This is a genomic window from Rhodococcus sp. NPDC058639 (assembly GCF_042717545.1).
GTDB lineage: Bacteria > Actinomycetota > Actinomycetes > Mycobacteriales > Mycobacteriaceae > Rhodococcus.
The window spans coordinates 82,629-109,384 of sequence record NZ_JBHXRF010000003.1 but is presented as its reverse complement, the minus strand read 5'-3'; the positions used below and the strand labels follow the sequence as shown (position 1 = coordinate 109,384).

17 protein-coding genes and 1 pseudogene are annotated in these 26,756 nt (G+C 68.6%); 6 read left to right on the top strand and 12 right to left on the bottom strand.

The window, feature by feature from the left end:
* Window position 1: 1 nt before the first annotated feature.
* Complete coding sequence (locus ACFWU2_RS06360) at window positions 2-190, bottom strand: hypothetical protein (protein ID WP_378602662.1); 189 nt, start codon at window positions 188-190, stop codon at window positions 2-4.
* Between the two features lie 212 nt (window positions 191-402).
* Here ACFWU2_RS06360 and ACFWU2_RS06355 point away from each other — a divergent pair, with 212 nt between their 5' ends.
* Entirely contained in the window at window positions 403-903 is a 501-nt protein-coding gene (locus ACFWU2_RS06355) for a beta-class carbonic anhydrase (protein ID WP_378602660.1), read from the top strand.
* 1 nt (window position 904) lies between these two features.
* On the opposite strand, the gene ACFWU2_RS06350 is transcribed toward ACFWU2_RS06355, so the two are convergent.
* Entirely contained in the window at window positions 905-2,956 is a 2,052-nt protein-coding gene (locus ACFWU2_RS06350; protein ID WP_378602658.1) for an elongation factor G, read from the bottom strand.
* Window positions 2,957-3,103: 147 nt separating this feature from the next.
* Between ACFWU2_RS06350 and ACFWU2_RS06345 the strand changes: the two genes are divergently transcribed.
* Window positions 3,104-3,484, top strand: a complete 381-nt coding sequence (locus ACFWU2_RS06345) for an ArsR/SmtB family transcription factor (RefSeq protein WP_378602655.1) — start codon at window positions 3,104-3,106, stop codon at window positions 3,482-3,484.
* 15 nt (window positions 3,485-3,499) lie between these two features.
* Here the strand turns inward: ACFWU2_RS06345 and ACFWU2_RS06340 are convergent, their stop codons facing one another.
* From ACFWU2_RS06340 to ACFWU2_RS06325, 4 genes are read right to left on the bottom strand one after another with little or no spacing between them, the layout of a single operon-like run.
* The gene (locus tag ACFWU2_RS06340; protein ID WP_378602653.1) at window positions 3,500-4,267 is read right to left on the bottom strand and encodes an energy-coupling factor ABC transporter ATP-binding protein; all 768 of its coding nucleotides are present in this window, start codon (window positions 4,265-4,267) and stop codon (window positions 3,500-3,502) included.
* The gene (gene cbiQ, locus ACFWU2_RS06335) at window positions 4,264-5,025 is read right to left on the bottom strand and encodes a cobalt ECF transporter T component CbiQ (RefSeq protein ID WP_378602650.1); all 762 of its coding nucleotides are present in this window, start codon (window positions 5,023-5,025) and stop codon (window positions 4,264-4,266) included. Before cbiQ ends, ACFWU2_RS06340 begins: the two co-directional genes overlap by 4 nt.
* Window positions 5,022-5,390 (bottom strand): PDGLE domain-containing protein, encoded by a 369-nt coding sequence (locus ACFWU2_RS06330; RefSeq protein ID WP_378602647.1) that lies wholly within the window; start codon window positions 5,388-5,390, stop codon window positions 5,022-5,024. The genes cbiQ and ACFWU2_RS06330 overlap by 4 nt, the downstream gene beginning before the upstream one ends.
* Window positions 5,387-6,076 (bottom strand): energy-coupling factor ABC transporter permease, encoded by a 690-nt coding sequence (locus ACFWU2_RS06325; RefSeq protein ID WP_378602644.1) that lies wholly within the window; start codon window positions 6,074-6,076, stop codon window positions 5,387-5,389. The genes ACFWU2_RS06330 and ACFWU2_RS06325 overlap by 4 nt, the downstream gene beginning before the upstream one ends.
* Before the next feature lie 381 nt (window positions 6,077-6,457).
* On the opposite strand from ACFWU2_RS06325, the gene ACFWU2_RS06320 reads away from it, so the two are divergent.
* The gene (locus ACFWU2_RS06320; protein ID WP_378602641.1) at window positions 6,458-7,714 is read left to right on the top strand and encodes an MFS transporter; all 1,257 of its coding nucleotides are present in this window, start codon (window positions 6,458-6,460) and stop codon (window positions 7,712-7,714) included.
* Between the two features lie 12 nt (window positions 7,715-7,726).
* Here ACFWU2_RS06320 and ACFWU2_RS06315 read toward each other — a convergent pair whose 3' ends face one another.
* Both ACFWU2_RS06315 and ACFWU2_RS06310 read right to left on the bottom strand, forming a co-directional pair.
* The gene (locus ACFWU2_RS06315) at window positions 7,727-9,484 is read right to left on the bottom strand and encodes a sulfite reductase subunit alpha (protein WP_378602638.1); all 1,758 of its coding nucleotides are present in this window, start codon (window positions 9,482-9,484) and stop codon (window positions 7,727-7,729) included.
* Window positions 9,481-14,976, bottom strand: a complete 5,496-nt coding sequence (locus tag ACFWU2_RS06310; protein WP_378602635.1) for a glutamate synthase-related protein — start codon at window positions 14,974-14,976, stop codon at window positions 9,481-9,483. Before ACFWU2_RS06310 ends, ACFWU2_RS06315 begins: the two co-directional genes overlap by 4 nt.
* A 359-nt stretch (window positions 14,977-15,335) precedes the next feature.
* Between ACFWU2_RS06310 and ACFWU2_RS06305 the strand changes: the two are divergent.
* Window positions 15,336-16,768: pseudogene (locus ACFWU2_RS06305) on the top strand (aldehyde dehydrogenase family protein).
* A gap of 86 nt (window positions 16,769-16,854) precedes the next feature.
* Here the strand turns inward: ACFWU2_RS06305 and ACFWU2_RS06300 are convergent.
* Window positions 16,855-17,145, bottom strand: coding sequence for a chorismate mutase (locus ACFWU2_RS06300; protein WP_378602632.1), 291 nt, complete (start codon window positions 17,143-17,145; stop codon window positions 16,855-16,857).
* 442 nt (window positions 17,146-17,587) lie between these two features.
* On the opposite strand from ACFWU2_RS06300, the gene ACFWU2_RS06295 reads away from it, so the two are divergent.
* Together ACFWU2_RS06295 and ACFWU2_RS06290 are read left to right on the top strand one after the other, a co-directional pair.
* Window positions 17,588-18,403 (top strand): hypothetical protein, encoded by an 816-nt coding sequence (locus tag ACFWU2_RS06295; RefSeq protein WP_378602629.1) that lies wholly within the window; start codon window positions 17,588-17,590, stop codon window positions 18,401-18,403.
* Between the two features lie 100 nt (window positions 18,404-18,503).
* Window positions 18,504-19,694, top strand: coding sequence for a thiolase family protein (locus ACFWU2_RS06290; RefSeq protein WP_378602626.1), 1,191 nt, complete (start codon window positions 18,504-18,506; stop codon window positions 19,692-19,694).
* A 103-nt stretch (window positions 19,695-19,797) separates the two neighbouring features.
* Here ACFWU2_RS06290 and ACFWU2_RS06285 read toward each other — a convergent pair whose 3' ends face one another.
* From ACFWU2_RS06285 to ACFWU2_RS06275, 3 genes are read right to left on the bottom strand one after another with little or no spacing between them, the layout of a single operon-like run.
* Window positions 19,798-23,952 (bottom strand): TIGR02680 family protein, encoded by a 4,155-nt coding sequence (locus ACFWU2_RS06285; RefSeq protein ID WP_378602622.1) that lies wholly within the window; start codon window positions 23,950-23,952, stop codon window positions 19,798-19,800.
* Complete coding sequence (locus ACFWU2_RS06280) at window positions 23,949-25,085, bottom strand: TIGR02678 family protein (RefSeq protein WP_378602619.1); 1,137 nt, start codon at window positions 25,083-25,085, stop codon at window positions 23,949-23,951. The genes ACFWU2_RS06285 and ACFWU2_RS06280 overlap by 4 nt, the downstream gene beginning before the upstream one ends.
* Complete coding sequence (locus ACFWU2_RS06275; protein ID WP_378602616.1) at window positions 25,082-26,593, bottom strand: DUF2397 domain-containing protein; 1,512 nt, start codon at window positions 26,591-26,593, stop codon at window positions 25,082-25,084. The genes ACFWU2_RS06280 and ACFWU2_RS06275 overlap by 4 nt, the downstream gene beginning before the upstream one ends.
* Window positions 26,594-26,756: the final 163 nt, after the last annotated feature.

Below are 26,756 nucleotides of genomic sequence, written 5' to 3'. Positions count from 1 at the left end.
GCTACTCGGGCGCTTGGTCGTCGGGCTCGACAGCCTCGGTTTCCTCGCGATCCGAACGGCTACCGGCCTTGCCTTCCCGCTCGTGCTCCGCTTCGACGCGCTCTTCCATGTCGTCCACCAGCCGCGATATCTTCTCGCCGGTGAGGTCGTCGTTGTCGGCAGGAGTGCCCGGTCGCTCGGATTCAGCCATCGAAATCCGTCCTTTCGTGAAGTCGCCCGGCACGGAACCGCGCCCGTGCTCCGGACAGCACTTGCGGTACCCGGGGTGTTCGTCGACGAAACCGATACGAGGCGAATCCCACAACCGGGGCGGGTTCGGATCAGGGCGATCGGCACGCTGGCCGGGCGGGTGAAATCGGAGGATGATGGTTCGACCTTGCCCGACGACGTGGAGATGAGCGCGTGACAGTCACCGACGAATATCTGGACAACAACAAGTCGTACGCGGCCGGGTTCACCGGCCCCCTGCCGTTGCCGCCGAGCAAACACATCGCCATCGTGGCGTGCATGGATGCGCGGCTCGACGTGTACCGCGCCCTGGGCATAGCGGAAGGGGAGGCACACGTGATCCGCAATGCCGGCGGCGCGGTGACCGACGATGTGATCCGTTCGCTCGCCATCAGCCGGCGACTGCTCGGCACCGAGGAGATCGTGCTCATCCACCACACCGACTGCGGCATGCTGACCTTCACCGACGGCGAATTCACCCACGCCCTCGAGCGGGACACCGGGATCCGGCCGCAGTGGGCCCCGGAAACGTTCCGCGACCCCGAGGAAGACGTGCGTCAGTCGCTCCGCCGGATCGAGGTGAGCCCGTTCGTCACCGAACCGACATCACTCCGGGGATTCGTCTTCGACGTCGCCACGGGCAGGTTGAACGAGGTAACGCGCGAACGTCCCTGATTCAGCTCGCCGACGACGAGGTCACACGCGCAGCGAGGTTGTCCGGCATCGGCTCGTGACGGAGGTACATGCGCGCGAACTGGGCGGTGCCCTGAGTGATGGCCCGCAGTTCGACGGGGTAGCGGCTCAGCTCGATTTCGGGAACCTCCGCGCGCAGCAGGGCTGTTCCCGGTTCGGGAGATTCGGTGCCCAGGACGCGGCCGCGCCGTGACGAGAGGTCGCCGAGCACCGCACCGAGGAACTCCTCCGGCACGATGACGCGGACCGCAGCCACCGGCTCGAGAATGCGGACCGTGCTGTGCGTCGCCGCATCTCGCAACGCGAGCCCCGCGGCGGCCTGGAATGCGGCGTCGGAAGAGTCCACCGAGTGAGCCTTGCCGTCGACGAGCGTGACCTGCACGTCGACAAGGGGGCACCCGACCGAGGCGACCCCCTTCTCGGCCTGTGCGTACACACCCTTCTCGACCGACGGGATGAACTGCCGGGGGACCGCGCCGCCGACCACGCGTTCGGCGAAGACCACCCCGCTTCCCATCGGCAAAGGCTCGACTTCGATGTCGACCACCGCGTACTGGCCGTGCCCGCCGGATTGTTTGACGAGCCGCCCGTGCCCGGGCGCGGGCGTCGCGAAGGTTTCGCGGAGCGCCACGGCGTATTCCACGGGGTCGACCTGGACTCCGTGCCGGGTGCGGAGGCGGTCGAGCACCAGTTCAGCGTGTGCTTCACCCGTGCACCACAGCACGATCTGGTTGGTGTCGGGATTGTGCTCGACGCGCACGCCCGGATCTTCCGCCGCGAGCCGCGACAATGCCTGCGACAACTTGTCGTCGTCGGTGCGGGTGTGCGCCTCGATCGCGACGGGCAACAGCGGTGTCGGGGTCGGCCACATATCCAGGTGGGCAGGGTGATCCGGCTCGTGCAGCACGTCGCCGGGCTGTGCGGTCGCGAGTTTTCCGACCGACACCAGGTCTCCCGCGACGGCCTCTCCGACGGGTCGTTGCTGTTTGCCGAAGGGGCTCGACAGCGAGGGGACCCGTTCGCGCGACTCGCGATCGCCACCGGTGAGCACGAGGATCGAATCGGGACGGAGCGTGCCCGCGTAGACGCGCACCAGGCTGATCCGGCCGACATACGAATCTCCCGCGACGCGGACGACCTGAGCCACCAGATCCGCGTCCGGGTCGCACGCAGGCGCACCGCGCGACCGCTGGGTGGGGTCGGGGAAACCCGTGGTGATCAGCTCGAGCAACTCGACGGCACCCACCCCGTATTCTGTGGCGGGAACCGCGGGATGTAGCGCGCAGGAAAGGAATTCGCGCGTCAGCCCTTCCTCGAGCGAGGCGGTGTCGAGTTGTTCGCCCGCGATGAACCGCTCCATGAGCGTGTCGTCCTGCCCCGAGATGGCCTCCACCAGCGCTTCGCGTACGTCCTCGGACACGGGGGACGGGCCCGGTTCGCCGTAGCGGCGTCCGGTCAGCAATCCCATCGAGCCGACCGGCCGGTCACCGTCGTAGACGGGGTAGAACAGTGCGCGCAGCGTGTCCGGGCCGAGGCCGAACGCGTCGTGGCATTCGGAGAGGACGTCGTCGTAACTGCGCCGGGCGATATCCAATTTGTTCACGACGATCGCGCGGGGAATGTTCTCCTCGTCGCACTCGCGCCACAATGCGCGGGTCGCGGCGGAGATCGGGTCGGTCGACGAGACGACGAAGATCGCGGCGTCGGCAGCGTGCAAGCCCGCGCGGACTTCGGCGTCGAAATCGGGGTGACCCGGTGTGTCGATCAGATTGATCTTGATGCCCTTCCATTCGAGCGCGAGCACCGTCAACTGCACCGACCGCTGATGTCTCTGCTCGATCTCCTCGTAGTCGGACACCGTGGTCCCCTCGGCGACCCGCCCGGCGCGTCCCACCGCACCCGTCGCGGCCGCCAGCGACTCGGCGAGGGTGGTTTTCCCGGTGCCGGTGCACCCGACGAGCGCGACATTGCGGATTCGATCGGGGCTGTCGGCGACGGGCGCTTGCCGGCTGCGTGCTGCGGTGCGATCGGGCATCGGCGTGCTCCTCGGGTGGCCTGAGCACAGTCTAAGCGGGTTGTCCCCAGCTCACGGCCGAATATTGCCCCTGGTCAATCGAGTTGGCGGAGCGGCCTATCGGGCGATGTGCAGTCGTGAGAGAACAGAGCTTCGTACACTCGGTGCATGACGGTGGACGCGGTGTTCGACTCCGACGATGTGCGCCGGGCGGCCGCCGCCCTCCGGACACCGGACATCGGGCGGTGGGCGGATCGCTTCGAACTGTTGTCCGACGTCAACCGGCTGCGGTTGCTGATGTGCCTGCACCATGCCCCGGGGATCTGCGTCACCGATCTTGCCGCGGCTCTCGAGATGACCGGGACCGCCGTCTCCCACGCGCTGCGCCTGCTACGAAATCGTGGCTGGGTCACCGCGGAGCGGGAAGGACGACTGGTGCGGTACCGGCTCGCGGACACAACGGTGCACGAACTCCTCCATTCCATCGGGGCCACGCACGAGGAGGCAGGCCATTCGCACGCGCACCGCCACCGCACAGAGCGTTCCTGAGGTGATCGCCGTGGTTCATTCCCCGCCGAGCGTGTGTGTCGCCGACTGCGTCAGGCTGAATCCCCACGGGAGCTCGAGCCGGTTCTGCGCGAGCAGACCGGAGTCGGAGAGGATCGTCTCGATCGGTCCGTCCGCGGCGAGGCGCCCGTCGTTGAGGATCACCGCGCGGGTGCACAGTTGCGCGGCGTAGGGCAGGTCGTGGGTGACGACCAGCATCGTGGTGCCGAGGCCGAGCAGTACCTCGGCCAGCTCCCGCCGGGACACCGGGTCTAGGTCGTTGGAAGGTTCGTCGAGCACGAGTACCTCGGGCCGGCAGGACAGCACCGTGGCGAGAGCCACTCGCCGCTGCTGCCCGGCGGAGAGGTGCATCGTCGTGCGCCCCGCGTGTTCCTCCATCCCCACCGCCTCGAGCGCCGACTGCACCCGGGAGCCGAGTTCCGGTTCGGACACCCCGAAGTTGGCGGGCCCGAACGCCACATCTTGCGAGACGGTGGGCATGAAGAGCTGGTCGTCGGGGTTCTGGAACACAAGACCGACGCGGCTGCGAATTCCGCGCAGCGTACTGCGCGTCACGGTCGTTCCGCCGATTCGTACGGTCCCGGACGACGGAGCCAGGACGCCGTTGAGGTGCAGCATGAGGGTGGTTTTGCCCGACCCGTTGGGACCGAGCACGGCAACCCGCTCCCCGGGTTCCACTGCGAGGTCGATACCGCGCAGCGCGTGGCGGCCGTCCGGATACACGTGCTGCACTGCTTCGAGTTCGACCGCGGGGGGCGCGCTCATACCCCGCCCCACGCTGCCGCGCACACCGCACCGGCGAGTGCCGCGGGCATCAGGCCGAATGCCCATGCCGTCCGGGTCGCCGCCGATCCCGTGGCGGGCACGGCACCGGTGAAACCCCGCGAGAGCATCGCCCAGTGCACCCGCTCGCCGCGTTCGTACGCGCGCACGAACAACGACCCGACACCGCGTGCCGTCGCACCGATACGGTGGAGCATCCGCGGATCGTCGCCTCGGGAACGCCGGGCGATGTCCATACTTTTCGCTTCGGCGGCGAGCAGCGTGGCATAGCGCAGCATCAGCAGGACCACGGTGGTGATGAGCGGCGGGACGTGCAACCGTGTCAGACCGCCGGGCAGATCCTGGACCGGTGTGGTCGCGGCGAGGATGAGGGACGCGAGCACTCCCAGGGTGCCCTTGACCACGATGCCCCATGCCGCATACAGGCCGGGGACCGACAGGGACAGCCCCAGCCACTCCACGCGTGTCCCGGACTCCGCGAACGGGAGCAGCACCGCGAGCACCAGGAACGGCAGTTCGATGGACATGCGGGGCAACAGCCACGACAGACGGATGCGAGCAGCGACGCAGACCGCCGCGACGATCGAAAAGTACAACGCGAACGCCCACATCGCTTCGCGGGGTGTCGCGACCACTACGAACGTGAAGACGACCGCACCGACAATCTTCACCTCGGTGGGGAGCCTGCGGGCCGACGCGGTGACCCCGGCCGCGCCGCTGTCGATCGTCGGGGTGCTCACGGCCCGGTTTTTCCGAGGGGCGCGTCGGTCCGGGCGGGCTTCCGGCGGCGCGCCAGCACCATGAACAACCCCGCTGCGAACACCAGTGTGGCGACCGCGCCGACGATCCCTGCCACGCCGGTGGTCCCGTCCCGTTCGGCGACGGTGTAGTCGGCGAGCGGGCTGGTTGCCAATGCGTGGTCGGTGGCGCCGATCGCGGGACAGTCACCGGCAAGGGACTCGCTCGTATCGCTCTCGGCGACCTCGCAGCCGCGCACGGTCGCGGCTTCGAGCCCGTCGGGATTCGGGTCGGCGAACGACGACACCAATCCGGCGAGGAGCAGTACCGCCGCACTCAGCACGATCAGAACGGCTTTTCGGCTCATACCGGACTCCGATCACCTTGACGCAACGGCCGGAGGAGATAGACCAGGTCGGGGCGCGCTCGTGCCACCGCCATCACCGTCACGGCCGTGATCACTCCTTCACCCATGCCGATGAGGACATGGACGCCGAGCAGGAACGGCGCGATGGTCCCGATCGAACCCGCGGTACCGCCGGCGGCGTATTCGACCAGGAAACCCGATGCCGCGACCACCGTGGCGACCAGAGCGGCTACGAAGGACACGACGCCGAGCACCGCGACGCCCGAGGATCGGCGCAGCAGCGGACGCAAGGCGACGGCGGTCCCGTACCCGGCGGCGACTCCCAGCAACGCCATGTTGGTGACGTTGGTTCCGAGTGCGGTGAGCCCTCCGTCGGCGAAGAGAAGGGCCTGCACGACGAGCACGACCGTCAGGCAGAGTGTGGCTGTTGCCGGACCGACGAGGATCGCGGCGAGGGCACCTCCGAGGACGTGCCCGCTGACGCCGGGAAGCACCGGGAAGTTGATCATCTGGAGGGCGAACACGAACGCGGCGACGAGACCGGCGAGGGGAGCGGTTCTTTCGTCGAGTTCCCGTCGTGCGCGGGGCAGGGCCACCGCGAGCCCGAGCGCGGCGATCACGAAGAACACAGCCGATGTCGGTGCGTTGATCAGGCCGTCGCTCATGTGCATTGCCGAGACGTCCATGCAGTTCCCTCCGACGTGGAAGATCATTCGACCCTACCTGCCCGACTGAACACTCGGACATGTTTCACGCGGACCTCTCGATGCGAATGATGTGACGAGAACGCATGATTCGGACATCTGGCACAACGAGGACGGCGTCACGCCGGTCGGTGCCGATGCGGGTTCGTATCCGACGGACGAATCGGCACCGGGATCCCGCGCCGGGCGGCACGATCGTGCGTGTTCGAAGAAACTCGGTCTTTCCTGTAGAATTCTCGGGTTGCTTCGGGTCGGGCACGGCGGGAGGTCGGGACGCCGTGCATCTGTTTGTGCACGCAGAAAAGTCCCGAAAAGGTATCGATGTCCCGCAGTTCACCCTCCGCCCCCTCGCATTTCCGTGTCATGCACGATCTGGTCGGGTCGGCCTACTTTCCGGTCTCGGCGCTGGCCCGGCTACCGCTGTCCATGCTGGTGCTCGGCGTTCTCACCTATGTCGTCGCCTCGTCGTCCGACTTCGCCGCCGCGGGTATCGCTGCGGCGGTCACCGGCGTGGGTGTCGCGGTCGGGGCACCGCTGTCCGGTATGGCCTCCGATCGGTGGGGCCAGCGGCCGACGCTGCTCGTCTCGACCGTCGTCTACGTGGCCGCAGTAGTCGCCGTGCTCGCCGCCGGAAGTTCCCACGGCGCAGGCGAGGCGTTACCGCCGGGCCTGCTGGCTGCCGCGTTCGTCGCCGGTCTCGTCGTTCCGCAATGCGGTCCGATGACCCGCGTGCGCTGGATCCGCGGCTTGTCCGCGCGCGGCGCGGACGATGCGGTGGAAGAAGCCCAGGGGTACGAGGGAACCATGGACGAACTCGGATTCGTCCTCGGCCCCGCGGCGGTCGGCATCATCGCCGCGATGTTCGGTGCTGCCGCACCGTTGTACGTCCTGATTGCCCTGACCGTTGTCGTCGTCCCCTGGTTCGCAGTACACCCCAGCGCCCGATTCGCGGCGCCCGTGCACCGGTCCGAAACGGTCGGCGGCAGCGCGCGGGAAACCGGACCCGCCGCAGTGTCGTGGGGTCCCGTAGCAATTCTGCTGACCGGAATGCTCGGTATCGGAACGATTTTCGGTTCGCTCGCCACCATCACGACCGTCTTCGCCGACGAGACCGGACATCCCGGTAGCGGCGGACTCATCTACGCCGCGCTCGGACTTGCGTCCGGCGCAGCGGCCTTGAGCGTTTCCAGGTGGAGTGGACGCCTGACCGTCCCGGTGCGGTGGATCGGGTGTGCGGTGCTGCTCGTTCCCGCACTGGCCTTGCTGTGGCTGCCGAACGCGCCGTGGCAGATGGCCGTTGTCCTGTTTCTCATCGGCGCGCCGATCGGTCCGGTCCTGGTGACGATTTTCAGGGTGGCGGGCGAGTACACGCCGGCACGGCGACTCGGACTCGTCATGACGTTGCTCAGCGCCGGGATCACCTTGGGCACCTCGATCGGGAACTGGGTCGGCGGCGAGCTCGCCGATGCCGGCGGGCACTCGGCCGCCACCTGGGTGGCGCTCGGCGCGGGGCTGTCGCTGTTCGCGTCCGGGGTGGTGTTCACCGCCGTTAGCTCCAGGTCGGCGACCCGTACCCCCGAACCGCCGACGACCCGGGAACTGATCGAGTCCGTCCACTGATCCGTCTCGGAGTCAGTAGACGTCGCGCACGTACCGCTTCTCCCGTTTGAGGGCGGTGACGTACTCGGCGGCCTGCTCCGGGCTCATCCCACCGTGCTCGGCGACGATCGCGTGGAGCGCGGCGTCGACATCCTTCGCCATGCGGGAGGCGTCACCACAGATGTAGAAGTGGCCGCCTTCCTCGAGCCACGCGAACAGCTCTGCACCGTGTTCTGTCATGCGGGTCTGCACGTAGATCTTCTCGGCCTGGTCGCGGGAGAACGCGAGGTCCAGTCGAGTGAGCACTCCAGACGCTGTGAACTCGGCGAGTTCGTCCTCGTAGATGTAGTCACAGTCGCGGCGCTGATCGCCGAAGAACAGCCAGTTCTTTCCGGTCGCGCCGCGAGCGCGTCGCTCCTGGAGGAACCCGCGGAACGGGGCGATGCCGGTGCCCGGCCCGACCATGATCATCGGTGCGGTGTCGTCGGACGGGACACGGAACGCCTTGTTCTTCGTGACGAAGACGCCGACGGTGCCGTCCCCGACGCGGTCCGCGAGGTAGGTGGAGCACACCCCGTGGCGTTCACGGTCGTCGTCGCCGTACCGCACCGACGCGACCGTCAGGTGCACGGAACCGTCGCACGCGCTCGGACTCGACGAGATCGAGTACGCGCGGTGCTGCAGCGGCCGCAGCAGCGACAGGAACTCCTCGGCCGAGAGTTCCGGTGCGGGTTCGAGCAGCAGCACATCGAGAATGTCGCGGCCCCAGAGCCATTCGTCGAGTGCGGTCTTGTCGCCGTGCCGCAGCACGTACGTCAATTCCTCGTTGCGGGTGCGCTTCTCGATTTCCTCGAGCAGGTCGACCGACGGCGCGGTGATCTCGAAGTCGTAGGTGAGTAGATGCGCGAGGGTGCTGTCGAAGCCGGCGGGTACGACGGAACCGTCGAGCCGCAACCGGTCGAGCAGCGCCTGCACCAGGGCAGTGTCGTTGAGTGGAACGACGTTCAGCGCGTCGCCGGCCTCGTACTCGATGCCCGACTCGCCGAGCGCGAACTCGTAGTGCCGGATCTCCTTCGCGGAGCCCGCCCCCGACAGCACCCTGTTGGTCGTGAGCGTCGCGGGGTACGGGTTCTTGCGAGTCCACTGCGACTTCGGACGTGCCGGTGCCGTCGGTGCAGGTGCGGCGGGCGAACCCGGCCCCACGATTCCCTCAACCGCCGCGACGAGCGGCATCGTCTCACTGATCCACGCGGCGGCGGCATCCTCGAAATCGACGTCGCAGTCGACACGCGGAACGATGCGCTGCGCTCCGAGTTGTTCGAGGCGGGTGTCTAGGAGTTTCCCGGCCTGGCAGAAGCCGTCGTAGCCGGTGTCGCCGAGCGCGAGGACCGCGAAGTTCATGCGCTCGAGCCGCGGAGCCGACTCCGCAGACAGCGCGTCCCAGAACAACTCCGCGTTGTCGGGCATCTCGCCTTCGCCGTACGTGGAGGTGACGATCAGGACGTGCCCGAGCGCGGCGAACCGGTCGAGATCCATATCGTCGAGGCCGCACACCACGGGTGCGAACCCGTGCGTGCGCGCCGCGGCGGCGGCGTCCTCGGCCACGGCTTCGGCGTTGCCCGTCTGCGAGCCGTAGAGCACATGCAGCACGGGCGCCGCACCGGCGGTTCCGGCGTCGTCGGCGGGACCACCGGAGAACAGCCGGGTCTGCATACCGGCGAGGAAGCCGGCGAGCCAGGACCGCTGGTCGTCGGTGAACGGCGCATCGAGGGGGATGAAAGGAGTTGTCATGCGGGGACTCCCATCGTGGGGGCGAGGACGTTCGGCACGGCGTGACGCGCGAACAGTTCTTCGTAGCCGGGCAGGCGACCGATCGCGTCCAGATTCTTGCGGCTCTGCAGGAGAATCCAGCCGTATGTTCCGGGGGCGTCGACCGAACGGACATTGCGCAGTGCGAGCGCCTGCTTGTAGTCGCCGAGTCGCTTGTCGGCGACCAGCACCGCCAGTTGCTCGTCGGTGTGATCGGCGATCGCGGCGAGTGCGTACCGTTCGAGCTTCGCGACGAGGAAGAAATCCTCGGTGAGCAGAAGATTGCGTGCAGCTTTCTGCACCGCCGGATCCGAGACGTCCGACGCGCCCGGAACCTTCTGCAACGCCATCTCCTGCGCGGCGGCGAGCACCGTGTAGTTGTTCAGCAGCGCATACATCGTTTCGGTATCGGTGCCCGACGGGGTCTGTCCACCGGCGACGGGCGCACCCGAGCGGTAGCTGTCCTTGAATTTGCGAACCTGGTGTGCCACCAACGCGGACGCAACCTCCGAGGCGAGTTCCCTGCGCGACGCGGCGGCGAGGATCTCGTCGGCGTCCTGGTACTGCAGCAACGCGCGCGGCATCCCGTACGCGAAGTGGTGTTGCTCGACCTGCCAGTTATCCAGCAGGAACCGCGCTTTCGCGGATCCGGTCGACTCGACGTGCAGGTGCAGCAGCCGAAGCACCGCGGCGTTGTGGAGCGCGGCCTGCGGATCGTCTCCGGTGAGGGACCCGAGCAGGATCGAGTCGGCGCTGGCCTTGGCGGGCAGCAGTCCGTCCGGGTCGTACTGGTAGACGAAACCGCCGGACATGCCGTTGCCGAGTCCCTTGCCGAATCCGCCGAGGTTGAGCACCGCACCGTTGGTCATGTACTCGCAGGCGAAATCTCCGACACCTTCGACCACGGCCGTCGCACCGGAATTGCGGACTGCGAAACGATCGCCGGCCTCGCCTTCGACGAACAATCGGCCACCCGTCGCCCCGAACAGGGCGAAATTGCCGATGAGTACGTTGCCGCCGCGCTCGTCGCAGCCGCCGCCGGGGGAGCGCAGGACGATCTGCCCGCCGCACTGACCCTTGCCGACACCGTCGTTCGCGGTACCGATGTGCTCGAGGTGCATACCGTCGTTGCAGAACGCCCCGTACGACAGGCCCGCCGATCCGGTGGTGGTCACGGTGACGGTGCCGTCGCGCAACCACCCGCGTCCGCGCTCGTCGCGCAGCACGGACGGGAGGTCACCGAGATCGTCGTGGTTGAGCATCCGCTCGATGTCGATCGCCAACTGCGCGCCGACGCTCTTGTTGTTGTTCGTCAGGCGGACCCCGTCGCCGAGGGCCACGGTGCTGTCGCGTGCCTCGATCAGGGCCTCCCGCAGCCGGACCACCCACGCGTCGTCGAGCGCGTAGTCCTTCTCCAGGTAGACGGGGTTCTCGACGCGAACCTCGGGCAGGACCGTCAGCATGGCGCGCAGGTCGAGCTGCCCGATGCTCGACGGGTGATCGAGCAGGTGCAGCAGGTCGGCGCGGCCACGGGCATCGCGCAGCGAGCGCAGGCCCAGCCGGGCGAGCACTTCTCGCGTCTCGTGGGCGATGTTGAGCAGGTACTGCGCCATCGCGCGCGGGTCACCGTCGAAGACCTCGGGATTGGTGGTCAGTCCGGCGGGGCACTTGACGTTGCAGTTCTTCGCCATGACGCATCCGAGCATCATCAGTGCGGTGGTGCCGAACTCGAAGCTGTCGGCTCCCAGCATCGCGGAGACGATGACGTCCGATGCCGTCTGGTGCGCACCCGAACACCGGAGCACGACCTTGTCCCGCAGGCCGTTCGCGGTCAGGGCCTGATGAACTTCGGCCACGCCGATCTCCGCGGACCGGCCCGCGTACTTCAGGGACGTCACCGAGGCGGCACCGGTGCCGCCGGTGTTGCCCGCGACGTTGATGACATCGGCACCGGCTTTGGCCACGCCCACAGCGATCGTGCCGATTCCTTCCGAGGACACCAGCTTGACGACGACGCGCACCCGGGCGGCCTTGCAGTCGTGGATGAGTTGCGCGAGGTCCTCGATGGAGTACGTGTCGTGGTGCGGCGGAGGCGAGATCAGTTCGACGCCCGGGGTCGCACCACGGGCGGCCGCGATCTCGACGGTGACCTTCTTCGCGGGAAGCTGGCCTCCCTCACCGGGTTTGGCACCCTGCGCGATCTTGATCTCGATTTCCTCGAGCATCGGATCGGCGAGGTATCCGGCCCAGACACCGAAGCGGCCCGACGCGAACTGCTTGATGCGGGAACCGCGAATCGTGCCGTAGCGCGAGATGTGTTCGCCCCCTTCGCCGCAGTTCGACATGCCGCCGACCATGTTGGTTCCGTGCGCGACGGCTTCGTGCGCGTTGGAGTTCAAGGCGCCGTGGCTCATCGCGCCCGAGGCGAGGGCGCGGGTGATCTCGTGTGCGGGCTGCACCTGGTCGAGACGCACCGCCGCCGGAGCCTGACGGACCAGACTCAGATAGTCGGCCGCGTCACCCACCGCGTGCACGGTGAGAGTGTCGCCGTAGCAGCGGTGCGAGACGATGGCGTCGCCGAACCGGGCGACGAGCGACCGGCCGAGCGCTGCGGGCCGGGTGTGGTCGTCGGCGAGCGGTCCGGTCAGCCGGAGCACGAACTCGTTCTCGCCCACGCGTGCCGCGGCCAGGCCACGCACGCGCATCGAGTTGTTGCCGTACCGCGAGAACCGCCCCAGCTCCTTGTGGAAGTCGTCGGTGGTGACCGCGTAGGTGATGTCGGACGGCAGGGCGAGAACGTCGCGCAACGCGGCGGGGCGGCGGGAGCGCTCCTCTGCCATGGTCCGCGCGAATGCGCGGTAACCGGGGGTGATCTCGAAGGAGTCGATTTCGTCGTGGGTCAGTGCCCGGAAACCGCCGTAGCGGTACGCCTCGTCGTCGAGACCGTGTGCGTCGGAGAGGCGGTGCAGCGGCAACAGGCGCAGCGAGTCCGTCAGGTCCGGCTCGGCCTCGCGCACGGCGGGCACGGCGAGGGGTTCTTCGGTCATGTCGACGAATCCGCGCACGGCGGTGGTGCCGAACGAGTGTCCCGCCCCTTCGGCGCGTTCCTTGAACAGGCCGAGGAGAGGAACGTCCGCCTCGGTATCGACGGTCAGTGCGCGTCGATGCCAGTCGGCTACGGCTTGGGCGACGGTGGTGAATCCGACGCCTCCCACCGGGGTGGCCACGTTCGGGAACCAGCGGCGGAGCACCTCGTCGTCGGTGTCGAGGTAGCTGGGCTCGAAGAACTCGCCGCCGATGTACGACTCGACGGTGCACAGTCCGACCCGGCCCATCGTCTTCATGAGCGACTTCTCGGCGGCCTTGCGGAACTTCAGAAAGGCGAGGTCGGCCTCGTCGCCGTACCTCTCCTCCGCGCGCATCTGCACGGTGAGCGGGTACACCGCGGCAGCGCCGAAACCGAGGGTCGCGGCGATGTGGTGCGAGGAGCACAGCTGACCGGACTCGACGATCACCGACACGCGTAGGCGCAGTCCGTCGTCGATGAGCCGCTGGTTGACCGCGGCGATCGCGAGAATCATCGGCAGCGCGGCGCGGTCGGTGGCGACGTGCCGGTCGGTGAGGACTGCGATACCGCCGGATTCCCGCGCGAAATCGGCGATGCGGTCGGCGACCCGGTCGATCGCCGCAGCGAGTTGGGCGGCGTTGGCCTTCGTGTCGTCGAAGACCGGGGTGTAGAGCATCTCGAAACGCCGCACCGGGGTGTCGGTCTGCTCCCGGATCCGGAGCATCTCGAGGTGGGTGAGGATCGGGGTGGGCACCACGATCTGGGTCGCGGTCGACGACGGTGCGCCGCTGCCGGGGCGTGCCCCCAGCGCGACGCGCAGCGTCATACCGTCGGCCTCACGGATGGAATCGAGCGAGGGGTTCGTCACCTGCGCGAAGCGCTGCGAGAAGTATTTGGCGACACCGCCTTCCTGATCGGACAGGGCGTTGATGGCGTTGCCGTACCCCATTGCGGAGATTCGCTCCTGACCCGATGCGAGCATCGGGTCGAGCATGAACCGGAACGACTCCTGGTTGAGTGCGTACGAGACGTAGCGCTGGTGCCGCCCGAGATCGCCGTTGTAGCGCAACGGTGATCCCGCCTTTTCTGCGGGGACGGGCGGGAGCGCGTCGATCTCACGTCGTGCGGCATCCACCAGGATCGAGTAATCACGTTCGGCGGCAAGTAGTTCGAGGGCTTCGACGGTGTCGTACGAGCGTCGGATGCGATGGTCGAAGTACAGCATGCCGCCGGCTTCGATGCGTCCGCGGCGCAGCACCGTGCCGGGCGCGAAATCGAACTGACCGGCCTCCGACGTCACGGCGAGGTAGTCGTCGGTCTCGACGGTCCGCAGCGGGCGCAGGCCGAGGCGGTCGAGACGCGCGCCGACCACGGTGCCGTTACCGAAGATCAGCGCCGCCGGACCGTCGTTCTTCTCCTCGTAGAGGGAAAAGAACTCGAGCATCGCGCGTACCTGCGGGGACAAGGTGGTGTCGTTCTCCCACGCAGGGGGCATCATCTGCACGACAGCGGTGACCAGGTCGAGGCGGTCGAATGCGATCCGGGACGCGAGAGTCTGGTCGAAACGGCAACTGTCGGACTGGCCGGGCGGCCGGACGATGTCGCGGCCCATCGCCCGAGCGAGCGCACCCTCGAACAAGCGATTCTTGCGGTCGGTGTTCAGTTCGCCGTTGTGGGCCATGAGCCGGAACGGTTGCGCCATCGTCGGGTGCGGGTCCGTATTGGTGGAGAACCGCGTGTGGAAGAACAAGGTGTGCACCGAATGCCGCGGGTCCGTCAGGTCCCGGAAGTAGGGGATGACCTCATGAGAGTTCAAGCGTCCCTTGAGAACCTGGGTTCGGCAACTGAGCGAAAGCGGATACATCCCCGCGAGATCCGGGTCGGTGTAGGCGCGTGCCTCGACGTCGAGGAGTACGTCGTGCAGGAGGCGGTCGAACTCGTCAACCGATGCGCAGGTACCGGGCCGGGTGAAGATCCACTGCCGGATGGGCAGTTGGTACCGGACTGCGGCAGCGCGCAGCACGCTGTCGTCGACCGGGATGTCGCGCACCGCCAGAACCGGAATTCCGGCGTGGGCGAGCGCCGACGAGATCAGGTCTTCGGCAGCCACGCGCGCCGCGACATCGGAGGGCAGAAAGAAGTTGCCGACACCGAAATGATCTTGCTGCAGCGGTGTTTCGGCGATCGCGGAGAAGAATTCCACCGACAGGTCCACGTTGACGCCGCCCCCGTCGCCGACGCCCTCGGCGGACATGCCGCCGCGGTGCGGGACCACGCAGAGAGCCTCGTGTCCACGAGTGAGGATGTCGTGGGTTTGCACGCCATCTTTGCGGGTGATGAAACCTACGCCGCAGCTGCTCTTGTCGAGACTGCTGTCGTACAGCCCGGTGTTGTCGGCGTTCGTCAACGGAAGGCCCTCCTCGGCGGATCGAGTGCGAAGTCGTCCGACCGCGAGGGACACGAAGGGGGAGGCGAAGATTCGCACTGATCCGCTATCGCACAGAGCTCTGCCGGAGACGGTGATGAAAAGCAGACGACGTTGTCCGGATGTGCCGAGCGATGCGACGGTGGAGCGCGCGAGCAGCGAACCGATTGTAGCCTACGTGTTAACGGCGTGTTCGGCGTCGTGCATCACATCGGTCCGCTCACCCCGGATGCTCCCGGCAGTGGAGCGGGCACCGATCCCCTCGAACAGTCGACCCACCGACACGACTTCCTTCGATACGCTGCGGCGGGAGAGACGCACGACACACACGGGAGGCGCGCATGACCGACATTCTGGACCGCACGCAGATCTACATCGACGGACAGTGGGTGGCGTCGGACGGGACCGGGCGCATCGAGGTGCGCGACCCCGCAACGGAAGAGGTCATCGCCGAGGTGGCCGAAGGAACCGCCGGCGACGTCGATCGGGCCGTGGCGGCAGCCAGGGCGGCATTTCCCGCGTGGTCCTCGCTCAGCGGTGCGGCGCGCGGCGCCTACCTCGAGAAGATCTCCGACCTTGCGAACGAGCGCGCCGCGGACCTGACCGCGATCGTCTCCCAGGACATGGGGATGCCGACGAGGCTCGCCGCCGCGGTCCAGGTGGGTATGCCACTGAAGAACATCGCGAGCTATGCGGCACTGGCCGCGGACTACGAGTTCGACGACCGGCAGATCGGCAACGCACTCGTGGTGCGTGAACCGATCGGGGTCGTCGGCGCGATCACGCCGTGGAACTACCCGCTGCACCAGGTGGTCCTGAAGGTTTTCGCGGCACTCGCGGCCGGGTGCACCGTGGTTCTCAAGCCGACCGAGGTGGCGCCGCTGGTGACCTACGCACTCGTCGACATCGCGGACGATGCCGGTCTGCCGCCCGGTGTCTTCAACGTGGTGAGCGGATACGGTCCGGTCGTCGGTGAGGCCATCGCGGCGCACCCCGACGTCGACATGGTGTCGTTCACCGGTTCGACCCGCGCCGGTAAGCGGGTCGCGGCGGTCGCGGCGGTCGCGGCGGAGACGGTGAAGAAGGTCGCGCTCGAACTGGGCGGCAAGTCCGCCAACATCATCCTCGACGATGCGGATCTCGCCACGGCCGTCGCAGAGGGGTGAGCAAGTGCTTCCTTAACTCCGGCCAGACCTGCACGGCTCTGACCCGCATGCTGGTCCCGGCCGAGCGGATGCCGGAAGTCGCCGCGCTCGCCGAGCAGGTGGCACGGAAATTCACCGTCGGACACCCGGGCGACGCCGCGTCGAAACTCGGGCCGCTCGTGAGTTCGACGCAGCAGGCGCGTGTGCGGGCGTACATCGACACGGGCGTCGCCGAAGGCGCAGAACTGGTGCTCGACGGCCGTGATACCGGGCTCGGCACCGGCTACTTCGTCGGCCCCACGATCTTCTCCGGAGTGACCGAAGAGATGACGATCGCCCGCGAGGAGATCTTCGGGCCCGTCCTGTCCATCATGGGTTACCGCGATGAGGACGACGCCGTGCGCATCGCGAACAGCAGCGAGTACGGCCTGTCCGGAGGCGTGTGGTCCGCCGACGCGCAGCGTGCCGAGTCGGTGGCGCGCCGGATTCGGACGGGTCAGGTCTACATCAACGGGGGAGCATTCAACACCGACGCCCCGTTCGGCGGTTACAAGCAGTCCGGCATCGGCCGGGAGGGTGGAGTGTTCGGTCTCGAAGAGTTCCTCGAGATCAAGACGATCCTGCGCTGACGTTCCGTCGCCCCGCACGACCTGACGTTCCGTCGCCGCACGACAGAGCCCCCGCACCGAGGGTGCGGGGGCTCGTGCGGCCGGGGCTAGCGGCGGGTGCGTCCGAGACGCAGCAGTGTCATGGCGAGCGTGTTGCCGTCGGCGCCGAGCTCGCGGAAACGATCGAGGACCGCCATCTCTCGAGCCTGGGCCTCACGGCTGTCGCCGGACGCCTTCGCGGCAGCACCGATACGCTGCGACAGTTCGGCGCGCTTCTTGATCACGTCGAGAATCTGGGCGTCGAGTTCCTGGACCTGTTCGAACAGCGCCCCGAGCTCCGTGTCGGCTGCCGATGTGCCCGCGGTGTCGATGCCAGGCGAATCAAGCTGGACAGTCATACAGACTCCTCCGGTCTCGTCTGAATCGTCACTGATTGTGTCGCGTTCCTCACCGGAGGTGTTACCCCTCTGCACAGAAAACTCTCCGGCGCCCTTGCCCGCCACTGGTTCGCCCCCCTGAAAATGCCCATTGAACTGGCGGGACACTAAAACTGACCCGTAAGTATGGTAATCGTCACACCTGCGTGTGCCAACTACGCCCGCCGCGAGAGCTTGCTGCGTGCCGCGCCCGCTCTCCGTGATCACCTCCGACAGTCGGTCCCAGGTCCTTCGGGTAGCGTCGGGCTCCGTCCGGCGCGGGCCGGGGGCGTCGGGGCTCCTGGCAGACCCGGAGGGGAGACCGATGCGACGAACATCTGTTCGGCGGGGTGGAGACGGAGAGGCCGACAGCACGTGGACGGCTCCGGAACGCCCCCCGGAATGGCCGCGGCAGAAATGGAACGTGCCGGCGACCGTGGCGACGGGAGCCGCAGCACTGACCGGGCTCGGTGCGCTGTGGGGAGGGCTGCGGGCTGCGGAGGCCGGCGCCGGAGGTGAGTTGCGCTTCTTCGTGATCCTCGCCGTGCTGATGCTTCTCACCGCATTGTTCGGAGCGGTGTACTGGTGGCCGGAGCGGCGCGAGCCGAAAGTGCGGTACACGGAGGCCGCTGGTCGCGGAACCACCGAGGTGCAGGCCCGCACCGCCGTATTTCTGCTGCTGGTCGCCATGGTCGGATGCGCGGCGGCGCTGTCGCTCGGCGCCGCAGTCGAAGTACTCGTGACCAACGGTGGTGTACCCCTGGTCAGCGTGGTGCTGGCAACGCTCGGGTCGGTCTGCGTCGTGTTCCTCGCAGAAGTGGCACTCGGCAGGATCTGCGCCGGAGCGCTGACACTCGGCCCCGACGGGATCAGGCACCGCGGTTGGTTCGTGGAGTCGTACCTGCCCTGGGTATCGGTGGCGCGCCTGCGCGCCGTTCATCACGGCTATCCCGAAATGTGGGTGGAGGGCACCGAGACCGCCGCGTGGGCGCGTCGCCGGACGAGCAAGATCTTCCGCCTGGAATCGATACCTGCCTCCCCGCGGATCGTGGTCGACTCCCGGCGCTTCGATATCGACGCCTCGCTCCTGTATCGCGTTCTCGAGCTCTACGTGGGACGCCCGGACATGCGTGCCGAACTCGGTACCCCGGATGCGGCGACCCGCGTACGCATCGGCGACCTCGCTGCTCCGGAGAAGAAGGACGGTAGCGATGGCGGGCATAGGCACTCGGTGTCGTAATATCCGTCACGGATTTCCCTCGTGCGACCAGGCCACATCGGATTGCGGTTCGGAGCGTCGGCGTCGCGGACAACGGTGTTCGATCAGATAGGACGAGAACATGAGTACTCCGGAACCGATCGTCATCATCGACGGCGCACGTACGCCGATCGGTAGCTTCGGTGGCGCCTTCAAGGATGTGCCCGCCCACGAACTCGGCGCCACGGCTGTGCGCGAGGCTCTGAAGCGTGCCGGGGTGGCACCGGAGGACGTCGACGAAGTCATCATGGGATGCATCGGCCAGGTCGGGGCGGACGCATACAACGCGCGCCGCGTCACCCTCGCCGCGGGGCTGCCCGTCGAGACACCGGCACTGACGGTCAACCGGCTGTGTGGCTCCGGGCTGCAGGCAGTGTGGTCTGCCGCTCAGGAGATCCGCTGGGGCAGCGCCGACATCGCCGTGGCGGGTGGCGACGAGAGCATGTCGCGCATGCCGTTCTACGACTTCGGTGCGCGCAACGGCTACAAGCTCGGCAATCGTGAGCTCGTCGACGGCACCGTCGGCATGCTGACCGACCCGTTCAGCAACCTCCACATGGGTGTCACCGCGGAGAACGTCGCCCGCGAATACGGCGTCGACCGCGACCAGCAGGACGCGTTCGCCGTCGAATCGCAGCGCCGTGCCGCGACCGACGCTGCCAAGGCCGCGTTCGCCGAAGAAATCACCCCGGTGGAGATCGGTGGGCGCAAGCCCGTCACCGTCACCGTCACCGAGGACGAGCATCCCAAGCCCGGCACCACCGTCGAAACACTCGGGAAGCTGCGCGCCGCATTCATGAAGGACGGCACGGTGACCGCCGGTAACGCGTCGGGCATCAACGACGGTGCCGCCGCGCTCGTGCTCGCACGTGAGTCGGCCGCCCGTGAGCGCGGGCTCGAAGGCTCGGTGGTCCTCGAGGCCGTCACCACCGCCGCGATGGACCCGCAGCTCATGGGATACGCGCCGACCTTCGCCCTGCGCAAGCTCTTCGAGCAGACCGGCACGTCGCCGGCCGACATCGGAACCGTCGAACTCAACGAGGCGTTCGCGTCGCAGGCGATCGCCGTGATGCGCGACGCCAAGCTCGATCCGGAGAAGACGAACCCGTACGGCGGCGCGATCGCCCTGGGGCACCCGGTGGGAGCAACCGGCGCCATCCTCACTCTGCGCGTCGCGAAGGATCTCGTTCGCCGCGACCTCGAGCTGGGCATCGTCACGATGTGCATCGGTGGCGGGCAGGCTCTCGCGGCTCTGCTGCGCCGCGTGAACTGACGACGCGGACACACACAGCGGTACCGGGGCCGGGCGACGAGATCGCCCGGCCCCGGCCCGTGTCACGGCACGGAAGGGCAGGTCACCGGCGCGAAAAGGCGGGTCACTGCAGTGACGGTCGCACGTGGCGCGTGCGACCGTCCCAGTGCACCCGGGTGGTGACCGCCGACCCGTCCCGGAGCCGGCGCACTTCGTAGATATCGAGTGCCGGCACTCCCGGGACGCAGCCCCAGAGGGCATGGCCGGTCATCACGAAGTCGATGTCCTGCCGGACGAGCAGCCCCATGAGCTCGCCGATGGTCGGCTCGTCGATCTTCGCGAACGCATCGTCGAGCAGAACGAGGCGCAGCGCCAGATCGGTATCGGGCAGTCCGGACAGATAGCCGTCCGCGGCGGCGAACAGCGACACGTACGACACGAACCGGGTCTCGCCCTGGGAGATCTTGGCACGCGTGGAGATCCTGCGTTCCTGATCGGGTTCGGGACCCAGGATCGTCACCTCGACCGTGTGCCACTGGCGGTAATCCAGCGCCTGCGACAGGTGCGTGGCGTATCCGGCCGACGGATCGGCGGCATGCGACGCCTCCACCCGGCGACGCAGCAGCTCGAGGAGTTCCTCACTGTCACCCGGTGACCGGACCCCGGTGAGCAGCCGGGTCACCAGTGCCGCGTCCGCATCCTCCCGGACCGGGCGCCACGCGATGCGCACCCCGATACCGTGGGTTGTGCGGCTGTCGGCCAGGCTGGTGTTCATCGCAGCGACAAGCTGCTCGGCCTGGGTGATCCTGCGGCGCAGTTCGTCGGCGACCCCGCCCAGCACGAAACCGGTGAACACGTCGCGTTCGCGCTGGGACAGCGCGCGGCTCTCGTCCTCGACGCGCTTGGTGAGTTCGGCCAGCACGCCGGTGGGCGTGGTGTCGTCGCCGACGCCGCCGATGTTCACCACATGCGCGGACTCGGTGACGGTGTGCCGGACCTCGAGACGGTCGGAGATGTCGCGATCGAACCGCTGCAGCGCGGCGAGCATCCGGTTGTCACCAGTCCCGGTGCTCGCGGGCAGCACGCTCAGCAGTGCCTGCGCCGCGGTGCGCACGTGGTCGGGGTCGTCGAGGTGCGCGAGCGGCTCGGCCTGTACGTCGGCGGCCGCGGCGATTTCGGGGAGTTGCATCTGTGCCGACAGCCGTCCGGCCGCCGCGGCGAGTTCGTCACGATCGCGCCGGAGCCGCTCCCGCACGGCCGCACACTGCTGAAGGACCTCCGCGACGGCCTTTCCGAGGTGCTCACGATGGGTCACGGTGCGACGGCACTGTTCTTCGGTGCGCGCGCGTTCCGCGTCCGAGTCGCGCAGTTCCCGCGCGAGATCGGCGGCATCGACGTCGAGTGCCTCCACCTGCGCGGCCACGACGGCCGCCTTGCCGTGCCACTCGTGCCAGCACGACTCGGCGTTCTCCTCCGCCTCGGCACGCACGTCGGATGCGGACACGAAACGGGCGGTGGCCGCGGCGAGCCTGTCCCGTGCGGCAAGCACGTCACCGACATCTCGTGCCAGATCCAGGCAGGTTCTCTCTGCGACCGCACAGGTCGAGACCACCGCTTCGAGGTCTGCCAGGTCCCGGGGCAAGGAGAAGTGGGTGCAGGTGGCTCGGTGGGTGTCGAGATCGGTGGACCATTGGGTCCGCAGCGTCGCGGCGTGCTTTCTGAGTTCGGCTGCTGCGGCGGCGCTGGTCTGCGCGCGTCCGTCGGCCTCTCTGTACCGGTGCAGCGCCTCGTCCAGGGCTCCGGTCGTGGGAGCCGACGACGCATGCGCATACACACGGGCCCGGCCCGCGGCCGGATCACCGTGCTCGGCGGTCCGGCGCTCGGCGGCGAGGTCCAGTGCCGCGAGGTCCGCGGCGATTTCGTCGAGCCGGATGCGCCGGAGGGCGGTGGCGGCGTCGCGCGTACCCGCGCCGATGTAGCGCGCGGACTCGGCGGTGTGCCGGCCGCGCAGAACCCCGTTGTGCCATCGGCCGTCCCGCGACACCGACGCGACCGCAGCAGCGTCTTCGAACCCGATCGCGGACAGGACGGCCGTGATCGCGGTGAGCGGTACGTCCGTCTCGGGGGCGGGTACGAGCACCGTCGACAACGGTTGCCGCGGCGGTTCGCCCCGAGGCGAGACGAGGACCTGGCCGGTGTGCGCGCGGAGCCTGCCTTCGCCGTCCACGGTCGCGGTGAGGAAACCGGCGGCGAGCAGCGCCGCTTCGATGCCGATGCGGTCGTCTTCACCGAGGGTGTCGGCGAAGTCGACTGCCCGCCACAGCGGTACACCGTTGCTCGGCGACTGCCACGGCGCTCCTACGGGAGTCCCGTCGTCGGCGTCGAGTGCGTCCCGTTCCTCCGTCAGTGCCCGGCGCCGGGAGTCGTCGGTGCGGTCCTGCGTCGGCGCGACAGCGGTCTCGTCCAGCGCGTCGACAGCTGCATCGGCCGCCGACGCCGGCAGGGCACCGAGTTCCGCGAGGATCGGGTCGGCATCTGTGTCCGGGTCCGCGTCGGTGTCGGTGATCGACTCGAGGTACGCCGACAAGCGACGCATCAGCCCGACGGCATCGAGGTCCGGCAGGAGCGCGGACGTCGAGTCCGAGGTGAGCCACTCGCGCCAGCCGTGCCGCAAGGACAGTGCCGCGTCGTCGAGCCGGGCGGCGGCCTCGAACCGCTGAGCGGCGTCGCGTTCGGCTTCCCGGGCGGCGCGTTCGGCGGCCGCCTCCGCTTCGCGTACGCCGCGCCCCGACAGGTCGAGTCGCCGGGCCTCCCCGAGCCGCCGGGAGGCCTGCTCGCGGCGGCGCCGGGCCGCCGCGGCCGCGTACTCGGCTGCGGCCCTGGCCTCCTCGCACTGTTCGGGGACGAGCGTGACCCGCGCGACCGTCGGTCGCGGCGCCGATTCCGGAGGTGCGTCGCGGTCGATGCGCACCGGGTGCAATGCCGGCACCTCCCGGTCGATCTCCAGACGGACGTCGGCGGGAAGCGCGCCGTGCGGGACAGTGGCGGCGGTGAGTTCACGTTTGGCCAGCGCGAGCCGTTCGGTCGTCCGGTCTACCGCCGCGGACAACTCGTCCAGGAGTTCGCCGGCACGGTCTGCTTCGAGGCGCTCGTGGGTGCGCGCTTGCGTCGCCGCGGCAATCGCCTGATCCGCGGCGAGCCCGAGAGCGTCGACCGCGAGCTGACGTTGGGCAAGATCGTCTGCGGTGCGGAACAGCGCGTGGGTCTCGAGTCCCCGCATCGCGCGCTCGAGTTCGGAGAGCTGATCGCGGCGCTCGCGCAGTCGTGTCTCGGCGGCGGCAGCCTGAGTATCGAGATCGGCGGCGTCGGCTTCTGCAGCTGCCAGTTCGCGTCGGGTATAGGCCACGCGGTCGGCCGCGGCGACCGCAGCATCGGCGCTCGTGCGCAGCAGGTCGGCGGCGTAGCGCCGGTACACCGCGTGGAACTGGCGCACGCGCGTCAGCGATGCCTCGAGCTGCGCCTGCGCCCGGCGGCTCTCGCCGAGCAGGTCGAGCTGGCTTCCCGCTTCCACCAGCATGTTGTCGGCGAGCGGGGGAAGCGCATCGGAGAGGATCTGCGGCAACCGGCCTTCGTCGATCCGGTTGCCCACGTCGGGTGAACGCAGCGTGTGGAGCAATTGCAGCAGCCCGGTGTACCGGTCGCGCCCACCCTCGCCTCGGAGCCCGAAGACCAGGTCACGGACGGTGTCACGATGCCGGTCGGGTTCGCGGGTGAGCTTGTCTGCGCCGATCCGGGCGGCGAGATCGTCGCGCGAGAGCGGAGCACGGAACTCGTCGACGAGCAGCAGGTCGTGCCCGATCCGGAGATCGGTCGTGAAGAAGTGCACCTCGCTGCGATGCGCCGTCGCGCTGTACCGGATGTGCGCACCGATGGTGAGGTGACCGGCGGGGCGTGACAACTCGATCCACAGATAACCGATCCGGTTGGTCTGTCCGGCAGCGCCGGTGCGCATCAGTTCGTCGAGGTCGACCTTGGCGGCGCCGGTCGCGTCCATGCGTTTGCGGTCGGCGTCGAGAAGAAAGGGCAACAGCATCTCGAGAGCACGCGACTTGCCGGATCCGTTGGTGCCCCTCAGGATCATCCGGCCGCCGGGCAACGTGAACTCGGTGTCGAGGTAGTGCCACACGTTGACGATTCCTGCTCGCGACAGGCGCCAGCGATGGGGGTGGCGTACCGGAACGCTGTCGTCGTGGAGCAGAGCGTCGGAGGAGTGGGTCATGTGGCAGATCTTTCGGCGGCGGTGGGGCGGTAACGGGCGGCGGGGGCGGCCAGCATCAGTCCGTCCTCGGAGGGTCGGGCGAGGCCCAGTCGCGTCAGCAGCGACGTCACGTCACGTCGGAGCAGCGGAACGTCACGGACGTAGTCGCGTCGCCACGTTCGTGCATGCGTGGCCACGAACTCACCCAGCAGGACATCGAGGGCAGCCGTGTCGACGTGCAGGTCCGCACCCGGCTCGGTGTCGTAGCGGTCGGTGAGTTCGGAAACGAGCAGCAGCGCCGCCTGCTCGACGGTTCCCGCTCCGGGGAACGGCGCGTCGGTGAGTTCGCCGTCGGGGTCGTAGGCCAGGGCGCCTTCGGTGCGCACCTCCAGCACCAGACCGAAGTCCTCGTCGAGCCGACGGGTCAGCTCGGCCCGGTCACGGACGAGCACCTCGACCGCGTCTGCGTCCAGGTCACCGCGCGCGACGAACGGGTCTTCCACCAGGCGGCGGTACAACCGCCGGGCCGCCGGTTCCTGCACCGGCGACGCCACGATCGCCGCTGGTCCGGTGGCCTTGTGCAGCGGACCGGACATCAGATGGGGGAGCAGCGCTCGGTCCACAGTGAGCGGAACGTCGCCGGGGAGATCGTCGACCGCAGTGCCCTCTCCGTCGGGTTCGGTGAGGACGCCCCACTCCTGGAGCGTCTGCAACGCCGACACCAGGTGCCGACGCTCCGACAGCGTGTCGCCGAGCGCGATTCCGTGTTCGTCCGCATCGGCGCGGATCTGGTCGACGAGGTTCGAGACGAGCACGCGGTCGTCCGCGCCGGGCGCGAGCAGGGCAGCGCACACCAATGCGAGATACATGTACGCGGTGGCCCCGAACTCGTCTCCGTTGCCGCGACGCACGGGCCGGCTCGGGGCCGCACCGTCGAGCGGTGCCTTGGTCAGCCGCGCGAACGAGGTGTCGACGACGAGTGTGTAGCCAAGTCGCTCCGCGAACATCGACTTCAGAGCCGTGGCGTGCCGCCGTACCAGTTCGAAGGTGTCGGGGTCCTGCGCCGCGGTGAGGATCGGCTGCTGGAGCAGCACCCGGGCCGCATGCCGGCGGCCGGTGGTGTCCTGGGCCACCGTGCCCGTCGTTGTGGTCACTCCGTACCTGTTCTCTGCGAGTCGGTGTCGGTCTGTGTACGGGTGTCGGTCTGAGCACGGGCGCTGCCGGGAGCCGAGGCCCGCAACGAGAGCGCGTGCACGGTGAGGTCACCGTCGGGGCAGTGCACCACCGTGTCGGGGCCCGGCTCGGCGGTGAGCGAGAGACCGAGGTCGTGGTCGTCGACGCGTGCGGGGCTGTCGAAGGACCGGGAGCGCGCCAGCAGTTCCCCGAGAGCGTCGAGCAGCAGGTTGCGGGCGAGGTCGGAGACGTGTGCGCCGTTCAGGTCGCCCGCACCGCACAGTTCCTCGACAGCCGCGGCCCGCTCCTGCGACTCCTGTGTCGCGAGCGCGTCGGCACGCGTGCGATCGGGCGTCGGATCGGGGATGCGGGCGGTACGTCCGCGGGGGGAGCGGTCACCGCGTTCGCGGAGTGACACCGGAACGTGCACGGGATCGGCGTCCCACCACGACGTGCCCGGCCCCACCCGAGGGTCGGGCTCGTCGGGGCCGAGAAGAAGATGCCGGCTGGGGTAGGCGCCGAAGGTCGCAGCGAACAGGCGGTGCGCCTGTTCGTCGGAGGATTCGGCGAACCACCCGGCGAGCCGCAGCAGGTCGGCGCGGTGGGAGAAGCCCGGTGTCGCCGACGTGAGTCGCCGGGTGTGTACCAGCAGGCGGCTCAACGCGTGGGCTGCCGCGTCCCGCAACCGGCGCGGTCCCGAATCCTCGTCGTACCACTGGGCGAGCTCGTCCCAGTCGCTGCGGGTGCGCCCCGGCGACCGTACGACGCCGGCCGTGTCGGGCAGGCCCGTGCCGGGCAACGCGGCGAGCAGCAGGTCCAGCCGGGGGGCCAGATCGCGCAGCCGGGTGGCGACGAGCGGAGCGTAGTGTGCGACATCCGAGGTGACGACGTCGAGATACTCGAGCAATACGAGCTTGAATTCGGTGTAGTCGTCGTCGGACAGGTCCAGCCGCGCGAGGACCCCGCCGAGGTAGGTATAGAAATCGGTGACGCTGTCGGTGAACATCCGGTGGTGCGCGAACACTCCGGTGACGTGGCCTGCGAGCGCGTCGGGATCGGCGACGGAACCCGAGTCTCCGACCAGGCCGTCGATCAGGCCGAGCGCGTCGGCGATGCGGCCGAGCGACTCGCGTGCCACTTCCCGAGCGCCGTCACGCGACGACACCACCGCCGCGGCCTCCCGGTGGACCCGGGCGCCGGGAACGGTGGTGCGATAGCGGGCGCGGGCACGAATGTAGTCGGTGACGGCGCTCCCGCCGGTGTCGCGTCCGGACGCCGCGAGATTTCCCCAGTGGACAAGCCGGCGGCAGCGCGCCTCCACCACGTCGGTGTGCAGCGGTGTGCCCTTGGCGGCGAGGGTCGACGCGATGTCCGCGGCGGACAACTCGGCGAGAAGGAGACCGGAGAAGCAGTCCATCACCGCGGTGTAGTCGTCGGCTTCGTCGGCGACCAGGTATCGGAACAGGTCTCGGCCGCCCCCATCACCCATCCGAACCTCCCTGCACGTGCGCCGTCACGGTAGGGACAGGCTAGCGGTGCGGACTGTCCCGTTAGCGGTCGCCCGGCGGCGCCTCGAGAAGCGTGACAACGGTCCGGCACCGTTCGCGCGCCGGTCATGGACGGATCACAGGGACGGGTCGTACCGATTAGTG